Genomic DNA, 517 nt, shown 5'->3' with positions numbered 1-517 from the left:
CACCGCCGTTGAGGTAGTCAAAGCCAGCCCCACCGTAGAGCTTGTCAGTGCCAGCTTCGCCGGACAGGGAATCATTGCCGTCCTGACCTGAGAGTTGGTCGTCACCCTCGTTGCCGTTGAGACCGTCGTCGCCGTCCCGGCCGTCGAGCACGTCGTTGCCGGTGCCGCCGTAGAGCTGATCGTGATCAGCTCCGCCGTCGAGCATGTCGTTGCCGGCTTCGCCGTAGAGCGTGTCGTTGCCAGAGCCACCCTCGAGCGTGTCCGCGCCGGGTCCGCCGGAGATTTGATCGTCTCCGTCCAAGCCGTGGATGGTGTCGTTGCCGATGGTACCGGTGAGCACGTTGCCGGCAGCGTCGCCGTCGATCGTCGCTCCTGTCGGGTCCGAGCTGTCGAGCGGATAGGCCGGGATGAGGTTTGAGGCCGTGAGAGCTGTTGCAGTGAGGTTCTCGAACTTGACGAGGGTTGTGTAGCTGTTGCTGCCACCGTCGCGGTCGACCTGCAGGAGGGCATCGGCCCC

Annotated in this window: 1 protein-coding gene; it reads right to left on the bottom strand. The window is 64.8% G+C overall.

Going from position 1 to position 517, the window contains the following annotated elements; all coding sequences use genetic code 11:
- A partial coding sequence (locus tag MOX02_RS30905; RefSeq protein ID WP_147029559.1) for a calcium-binding protein occupies window positions 1-517 on the bottom strand: 517 nt, incomplete at both ends.

This window comes from Methylobacterium oxalidis, from assembly GCF_007992195.1.
In the GTDB taxonomy this organism is placed as follows: domain Bacteria; phylum Pseudomonadota; class Alphaproteobacteria; order Rhizobiales; family Beijerinckiaceae; genus Methylobacterium; species Methylobacterium oxalidis.
Note: the sequence above shows the minus strand (reverse complement) of the source record. Positions and strands in the feature narration are given on the sequence as shown.